This window comes from Streptomyces sp. NPDC057654, assembly GCF_042800135.1.
In the GTDB taxonomy this organism is placed as follows: Bacteria; Actinomycetota; Actinomycetes; order Streptomycetales; family Streptomycetaceae; genus Streptomyces.
The window spans coordinates 1-7,068 of the sequence record NZ_JBHVHQ010000428.1 but is presented as its reverse complement, the minus strand read 5'-3'; the positions used below and the strand labels follow the sequence as shown (position 1 = coordinate 7,068).

7 protein-coding genes are annotated in these 7,068 nt (G+C 74.7%); 2 read left to right on the top strand and 5 right to left on the bottom strand.

Features of this window, described 5'->3' with window-relative positions:
* Together ACFU99_RS26670 and ACFU99_RS26665 are read right to left on the bottom strand one after the other, a co-directional pair.
* Positions 1–909, bottom strand: a 909-nt coding sequence (locus ACFU99_RS26670; RefSeq protein ID WP_384396409.1) for an enterochelin esterase domain-containing protein, incomplete at its 3' end; no start/stop codon positions are given.
* A gap of 74 nt (positions 910–983) precedes the next feature.
* Positions 984–1,319, bottom strand: a complete 336-nt coding sequence (locus tag ACFU99_RS26665) for a DUF6204 family protein (protein WP_384396406.1) — start codon at positions 1,317–1,319, stop codon at positions 984–986.
* Between the two features lie 209 nt (positions 1,320–1,528).
* Between ACFU99_RS26665 and ACFU99_RS26660 the strand changes: the two genes are divergently transcribed.
* Both ACFU99_RS26660 and ACFU99_RS26655 read left to right on the top strand, forming a co-directional pair.
* Positions 1,529–3,553: a DUF5107 domain-containing protein gene (locus tag ACFU99_RS26660; protein WP_384396403.1), complete on the top strand. Its 2,025-nt coding sequence runs from the start codon at positions 1,529–1,531 to the stop codon at positions 3,551–3,553.
* A gap of 170 nt (positions 3,554–3,723) precedes the next feature.
* Positions 3,724–4,878 (top strand): sulfite oxidase, encoded by a 1,155-nt coding sequence (locus ACFU99_RS26655; protein WP_384396400.1) that lies wholly within the window; start codon positions 3,724–3,726, stop codon positions 4,876–4,878.
* A 24-nt stretch (positions 4,879–4,902) separates the two neighbouring features.
* Here the strand turns inward: ACFU99_RS26655 and ACFU99_RS26650 are convergent, their stop codons facing one another.
* The 3 genes from ACFU99_RS26650 to ACFU99_RS26640 form a co-directional block, all read right to left on the bottom strand.
* Positions 4,903–5,259: a VOC family protein gene (locus tag ACFU99_RS26650; protein ID WP_384396397.1), complete on the bottom strand. Its 357-nt coding sequence runs from the start codon at positions 5,257–5,259 to the stop codon at positions 4,903–4,905.
* Positions 5,260–5,283: 24 nt separating this feature from the next.
* A complete protein-coding gene (locus ACFU99_RS26645; protein WP_384396394.1) occupies positions 5,284–6,093 on the bottom strand; it encodes a class I SAM-dependent methyltransferase in 810 nt (269 codons plus the stop codon).
* Positions 6,094–6,195: 102 nt separating this feature from the next.
* Positions 6,196–7,068, bottom strand: an 873-nt coding sequence (locus ACFU99_RS26640) for a diacylglycerol/lipid kinase family protein (RefSeq protein ID WP_384396391.1), incomplete at its 5' end; no start/stop codon positions are given.

The window sequence follows — 7,068 nt, the reverse complement described above, 5'->3', positions numbered from 1 at the left end:
GGCCAGGACCGTACGGGCCGGGTCGGCCGTCAGCGGCCAGCGGGCGCCGGCCCATGGCAGCAGCTCCTCGGCGAGGAAGTCCACGAAGCCGTCGTTGCAGGTCAGCTCCGCCCAGCGGGCGTCGCTGCCCAGGGACTCCGGGAGCAGCGCGACCATCGGCGGAAGACGGCCGTCCGCGATCAGGTTGTCGAGCAGCGTCGCGACGCCCAGGCCCGGCTGCCACATCTCGCCGTCGAAGAGGACGAGCACGGGCAGGTCGCGGTGGCCGTCGCCGGGCGGTGCGTACGCCCGTATCCGCCGCTCGTTGCCGAGGACGCCGCTCGCGAACGTATGGGTGGAGACCGTGCCGGCCGGCACGCCGGGGCGCGGCAGCCAGTCCGACTGGGCGGGGGCGCCGGGGAGTTCGACCACGGACACCGGCTCGCCGCCCCACCGGGGCGGGAACGAGCGCGGGTTGAGGGGGTCGCGGCGGCCCTGGCCGCGCAGCCACGCCCGGTGCTCGGCGCCGTCGAGCCCCGCCGCCCCCTGCCCCTCGTCCACGCAGAGCGTGTACGTGGCCCGCCAGTCGCGGCGCATCCGCACCGACCAGTGCCAGATGTCGGTGCCCGGCACCCGGTCCATGAGGTTGCGCTCCAGCGCGCGCGGGTCGGCGACCTTGTTCGGCAGCACCAGCACGGCGCGTGTCGCGTCCGAGCCGCGCCACAGGAAGGTGACCACCGCGTGGTCCGCCGAGCCCGCCGGGTCCGGCTCGATCACCGGCGTGCCCGGCAGCGAACGCCAGAATCCGGCCACGTCCGGGCGCGGCCCGAGCGTCCCGATCAGCGGGCTGCTCACGCGCTCCACGGGCGCGGGCCGGGGGATGGGCGGCGGGCGCTTGGCCGTACCGGTCGGCGGGGCGGACACCGGCATGAACACGACCTCCGAGGACGGGACGAACGAGTTAGGTTCACCTTACCCAATGCGTCTCGGTCGCCCCCGCGGCCTCACCGCCCCTTGCGGCCCGCCCTCTCCAGATCCACGTCCGTGGCCTCGCAGCGCAGCTCCGCATAGCCGTAACCGGCCTCGTCCAGCGCCTGTACCGCCCGCTCCTCCGCGAGCAGCGACGCCAGGCCGTCGCCCTCCTCGGAGTCGGCGGTGACCAGATAGCGGAAGGCGAACGACGTCAGATCCGGTGCGTACCGCAACGTCCCCTTCTCAGTGAACCGCCACCCCGTCGGCGCGTGCGCGTCCATCTCGTCCAGCAGCCGTTCCCGCGCCTCGTGGTCCAGGTGGTCGAACCGCCCCCGCACCGTCACCCGGTAGGTGTGTTCCGTCGCCACAGCTCCCCACCCCGTTCGTCGGAACTCTCACTGCGTCTCGTCGATCTTGCGGTCGCGCTCCAGGCTAGCCAGCGCACTTTGCGCAACCCTGACCGGGGGCGGCCCTGTTCACCGGGGCCGGGAACGTGTTCCATGGTCATCGGGGGCCGCCGGGCACGGCGTGCCGGAGCGTCACCGCGAGGTGAAGCCAGAAGAGGAGCGAGGTTGCCGTGGCCACGACCATCCGACGTGCCGTCCTGACCCTGCCCGCCGCACCGCTCGGGCCCGAGAACCCGCTGCCCGCCCTGCTGCCGCGCGGCCCGCACGGCGACGCGCACCGGCTCGACGCCCGGCAGCGCGCCGCCCTCCCCGCCGACATGGCCTTGCAGAGCGGCTACGCGCCGCTGCGCTCCGTCCTGCCGGTCCGGCTGCGCGACGGCTACACCCGCCACCGCGCCCCCGCCGACCTCGACGCCCTCGTCATCGAGAACGACCGGCTGCGCGCCACCGTCCTGCCCGGCCTCGGCGGCCGCGTCCACTCCCTGTTCCACAAGCCCGCGGAACGCGAACTCCTCTACGTCAACCCGGTCCTCCAGCCCGCCGACTTCGCGCTCAACGGCGCCTGGTTCTCCGGCGGCATCGAATGGAACATCGGCGCCACCGGCCACGGCCCGCTGTGCACCGCCCCGCTGCACGCCGCCCGCGTCCCCGCCCCCGACGGCGGCGAGATGCTGCGGCTGTGGGAGTGGGAGCGGATGCGCGACCTGGTCTTCCAGATCGACCTCTGGCTCCCCGAAGGCGCCGAGTTCCTGTACGCGGGCGTCCGCGTCCGCAACCCCGGCGAACGCACCGCGCCCGTCTACTGGTGGTCCAACACCGCCGTCCCCGAGGACGCGGACACCCGCGTCCTCGCCCCCGCCGACGCCGCCTGGCACTTCGGCTACGACAGATCCCTGCGCCGCGTGCCCGTACCCGGCGCCGCCGACGCCGAATGCACCTACCCGCTGCACGGCGCGTACCCCGCCGACTTCTTCCACGACATCGAGGACGGCGCACGCCCCTGGATCGCCGCGCTCGACGGGCGGGGCCACGGCCTCGTACAGACCTCGACCGCCGCGCTGCGCGGCCGCAAGCTCTTCCGCTGGGGCGCGGGCGCCGGGGGACGCCGCTGGCAGCGGTGGCTGACCGAGCCCGGCACAGGCGGCTACGCCGAGATCCAGGCGGGCCTCGCCCGCACCCAGCTGGAGCACGTACCGCTGGCGCCCGGCGGCGAGTTCAGCTGGCTGGAGGCGTACGGGCCGCTGGCCGCCGACCCCGCCGCGACCCACGGCGCCGACTGGGCGGCGGCGCGCGCCGAGACCGAGCACCGGCTCGAAGCCGCCCTGCCGCGTGCCGAGACGGACGCCGCGTGCGCCGCCTGGCTGCCGTACGCCGACACCGAACCCAAGGAGAGCCTGGCCGCCGGCTCCGGCTGGGGCGCGCTGGAGACCGAACGCGGCGGCCACCGGCTGCCCGGCACCCCCTTCGACGCCGCGACGCTCGGCCCGCAGCAGGCCCCCTGGCTGGAACTGCTGCGCACCGGCGGCCTGCCGCCGCACCCCCGGCACCTGCCGCCCGGCCCCTCGCTCGTCGGCCCGCACTGGCGCGAGCACCTGGAGGCGGCGCGGCCGACCCCGGAGGTCCGCTACCACCTCGGCGTCGCCCAGTGGCACGCCGGGGACCGCTCCCAGGCCGTCCGCAGCTGGGAGCGGTCGGCCAAGGACCACTGGCCGTCGCTGCGCTGCCTGGCCGTCGCCGACCAGGAGTGCGGCCACCGTGAACGGGCCGCTGAACGCTGGCTCCAGGCGTTCCGGGACGCCGGCGACCGCTGCTGCGACGGCGTCGAGCAACGGGCCGCGCTCGCCGCGCTCGGCCAGGAGGCGGTCACCGCGCTGCTCGCCGCCGGCCGCCCGCTGGACGCGGCCGACGTACTCGACGCGCTGCCCCGCACCACCCGCGACCGCGGCCGCTTCCACCTGCTCGCCGCCCGCGTCCTGCTGGCCCGCGGGGACGCGCCCGCCGCACGGGAGATCTTCGACCGGGGCTTCGAGGTGGACGATCTGCGCGAGGGCGACGAGGCGCTCGGCGACACCTGGTACGCCGTCGCCGAACAGCTCGTCGCGGGCGGCGGGCCGGTCACCGACGACGTACGCGAACGGGCGCGCGCCGAGCACCCGCTGCCGGAGGACTACGACTTCCGGATGCGACCCGTGTGACGGGAGTGCGCCAATGATGGCGCATAAAGGTGCTTATCGGGCGCAGAGCCGGGAAATACCCTCGCAGACGTTCCGTATGTCCGCTGAACGTCCGCTGAACATCCGTGGGGTTCCCGCCTCTCGCGTGCCGATACCGGCATGTGTCCCGCCGTCCGTCAGGAGTACCGGCCATGCCCGCGCACCCCGGCCCGCAGCGCCCCGACGACAGCGCCCGGCGGCGCGGCCGGCTCCGGCCCGCGGCGGCCGCCGGGAGCGGCATCCACAAGCCGCTGCCGCCCGGCCTCTTCAACATCCGCGGCACCAACGCCGAGACCGTGCCCGCCACCCTGCGCCACACCGGCTACCACACCCCCAACGACCGGTTCTTCGTGCGCAACCACACCACGACGCCCCGGCTCTCGGCCGCGAACTGGCACCTCACGGTGTGGGGCGACGGACTGCGCGGCGCGCCCGTCCGCTTCAGCTACGCCCAGCTGCTGGCCCTGCCCGCCGTGACCCGCGCCGCCTGCCTCGAATGCGCCGGCAACGGTCGCAGCTACTTCACCAGCCAGCAGGGCGACGACGTCACCGGCACCCCCTGGACGCTCGGCGCGGTCGGCGCGGCCCGCTGGCGCGGCGCCCGGCTCGCGGACGTCCTGCGCCTCGCGGGCATCCGCCCCGAGGCCGTCGATGTCATGCCGCGCGGCCTGGACGACCCCTATGTCGACGACGGGGTCGACTACGGCCGGGTGCGCCGCCCGATGCCCGCGGCCAAGGCGCTCGACGACGTGATCCTCGCCTACGAGATGAACGGCGAGCCCCTCCCGTACGACCACGGCTACCCGGTCCGCGTCATCGCCCCGTCCTGGGTGGGCGTCGCCTCCACCAAATGGGTCGGCGACATCGAGGTCTCCGACCGGCCGCTCAGCTCCCCGTGGACCACCGAGTTCTACCGCCTCTTCGGGCCGGACCACCCGCCCGGCGGCGCGCCGATGACCGTCCTGCCCGTCCGCAGCGCCTGGGAGCTCGACGCCGGAACGGCCCTGTCCGCCCGTGTCACGCACCGGCTCACCGGACGCTCCTGGTCGGGCGGCGGGGGAGTGGCGCGGGTGGACGTCAGCACGGACGGCGGGGTGCGCTGGAGCGCCGCCCGGCTGCTCGACGAGGGGTGCGGGGACGGCTGGGTGCGCTGGGAGACCGAGTGGCGGCCGGGCGCCAAGGGCCCCGCCGAACTCCTCGCGCGGGCCACGGACACGGCGGGCCGCACCCAGCCCGACCGGTCCGTGCCCAACACCCAGGGCTACTTCTTCGACGCGGTCGTGCGATGTCCGGTGACCGTCGTCTGATCGTCGTGCGGAACTGCTTCCGGCTCAGGCCGCCGCCGGTTTGCGGTCGACGTATTCGAAGATCGAGCCGTCCGGGTGGAGGGCGACCAGTACGCGCCCGGCGGCAGACGCCACCGGCCCCGCGACGATCTGCGCGCCGACCGCCCGCAGGTCGTCGACGGCCGCGTCCACGTCCGCCACCGCGATCGTCGCGGTGATCTTGCGGAGGATCGACAGCTCCGCCTCCGGGCCGCTCATCAGGAAGAAGCAGCCGACGGCCGCGACCGAGACGCCGCCCTGCTGGAAGCGCTGCGCCTCGGCCCCCGTCAGCCGTTCGTACACACCGATCGCGGCGTCCAGATCGTTCACGCACACCCGCAGCGAGGTCCCCAGAATGTCCATACGGACCAGCCTAGTTGGGGAAGATCACGCGCGGCAGAGGAGTTCGCCGTTCAGTACGCCGAACCAGGCGTCCGGCTGCCGGCCCCACTCGCGCCACGCCTCGGAGATCTCGGCCAGTTCCTCGTCCGCGGCATGCCCGCCGGCGGTCGCGACCCGGGCGTACGAGGAGGCGACGGTGCGGTCCGCCCACAGCCCGCTCCACCACGCGATCTCCTCCGGCGTGGCATAGCACCAGGTGTCCGCCGACGCCGTGACCTCGGTGAAACCCGCCTGCCGCGCCCAGGCCAGCAGCCGCCGGCCCGCGTCCGGCTCGCCGCCGTTGGCGCGGGCCACCCGCCGGTAGAGGTCCAGCCACCGGTCGAGGGCCGGCGGCTGCGGATACCAGGTCATGGCGGCGTAGTCGGCGTCCCGTACGGCCACGATCCCGCCCGGCTCGCAGACCCGCCGCATCTCGGCCAGCGCCCGCACCGGGTCCCCGACGTGCTGGAGCACCTGGTGGGCGTGGACGACGGAGAAGGAGCCGTCGGGGAAGTCCAGTGCGTGCACGTCGCCGACCGTGAAGTCGACGTTGTCCAGGCCGCGTTCGCGCATCAGGCCGCGCGCCTGATCCAGTACTCCGGCGGCGGCCTCCAGCCCCGTGACGCGGCCCTGCGGCACCAGTTCCGCGAGGTCGGCGGTGATGGTGCCGGGGCCGCAGCCGACGTCCAGGACGCGCATGTCCGGCTTGAGGGAACCGAGCAGGTAGGCCGCGGAGTTGGCGGCGGTGCGCCAGGTGTGGGAACGGAGCACCGACTCGTGGTGCCCGTGGGTGTAGACGGCGGTCTCCTGCGGCATGGCGTCCTCCTTGACCAGCGTGAAGCGATGCCCGTCACCGTACCCGCGTATCTCGTATGGCGAGAGACGCGTCTCACGATGCGGTCGGCAGGGGGCCGCTTGTCACTCCTCCACGAGCCGGTACACCACCAGCGCCTCGTTCTCCTTCTCCAGCGTCAGCAGCTCCGGGCACGGCATCACCTCCCCGTCGAAGGCCAGATGCGTGCCGCGCCGCACCCCGCCGATCCGCAGCTGCCGCTCCCGCGCCGAGCCGAGCACCGGCGAGTGCTTCAACGCGCCCGTCAGCGCCGCCGTCAGCAGCCGCGTACGGGCCAGCCGGCCGCCGTACACCGCCCGTACGTCCAGCACCCCGTCCGCGAGATCGTGCCGCCGCACCGGGGCCAGCCCCAGGCCGCGATAGGTGCAGTTGCCGACGAAAAGCAGCCACAGCGAGCGCCGCCGCCCGTTCACCGCGACCTCGACCGGGGTCGCCGTGCGCAGCACGTGCACCGCCGCCAGCACCCCCGCGGGCCACGCCCCGATCCGCGGCGCCCAGCGCTCGCGCACCCGCACCAGCTCCGGATAGGCCCCGATGGAGAAGGTGTTGAGGAAGTACTCGCCGTCCCCGAACCGCGCCAGGTCCACCGCCATCGCCTCGCCGCGGGTCACCGCCCGGCACGCGTCGGCGACCGTCTCGATGCCCAGGTCGTACGCGAAGTGGTTGCGGGTGCCGCCGGGCAGCACCGCCAGCGGCAGCCCGTGCCGGACGGCGGCCGTGGCGGCGGCGTTGACGGTGCCGTCCCCGCCGAACACGCCCAGCGCGCCGCAGAGTTCACGTGCCCGTTCCGCCGCCGCGTCCATTGCCTTGGCCAGTGAGTCGCCGTCCTCCGCCGAGCACTCGACGACCTCCGCGGCGGGCAGCGCGTCGCGCACTTCCTGGGCCCGGTCCGGGCGGGTGGACGTCCGCTGCCCGGAGCCGGCGTTGGTGACCACGAC

What these genes read in the sequence shown, in the direction of transcription:
- ACFU99_RS26655 (WP_384396400.1), top strand. Translation starts at nt 3,724, where the DNA reads ATGCCCGCGCACCCCGGCCCGCAGCGCCCCGACGACAGCGCCCGGCGG.
- ACFU99_RS26650 (WP_384396397.1), bottom strand. Translation starts at nt 5,259, where the DNA reads ATGGACATTCTGGGGACCTCGCTGCGGGTGTGCGTGAACGATCTGGAC.
- ACFU99_RS26645 (WP_384396394.1), bottom strand. Translation starts at nt 6,093, where the DNA reads ATGCCGCAGGAGACCGCCGTCTACACCCACGGGCACCACGAGTCGGTG.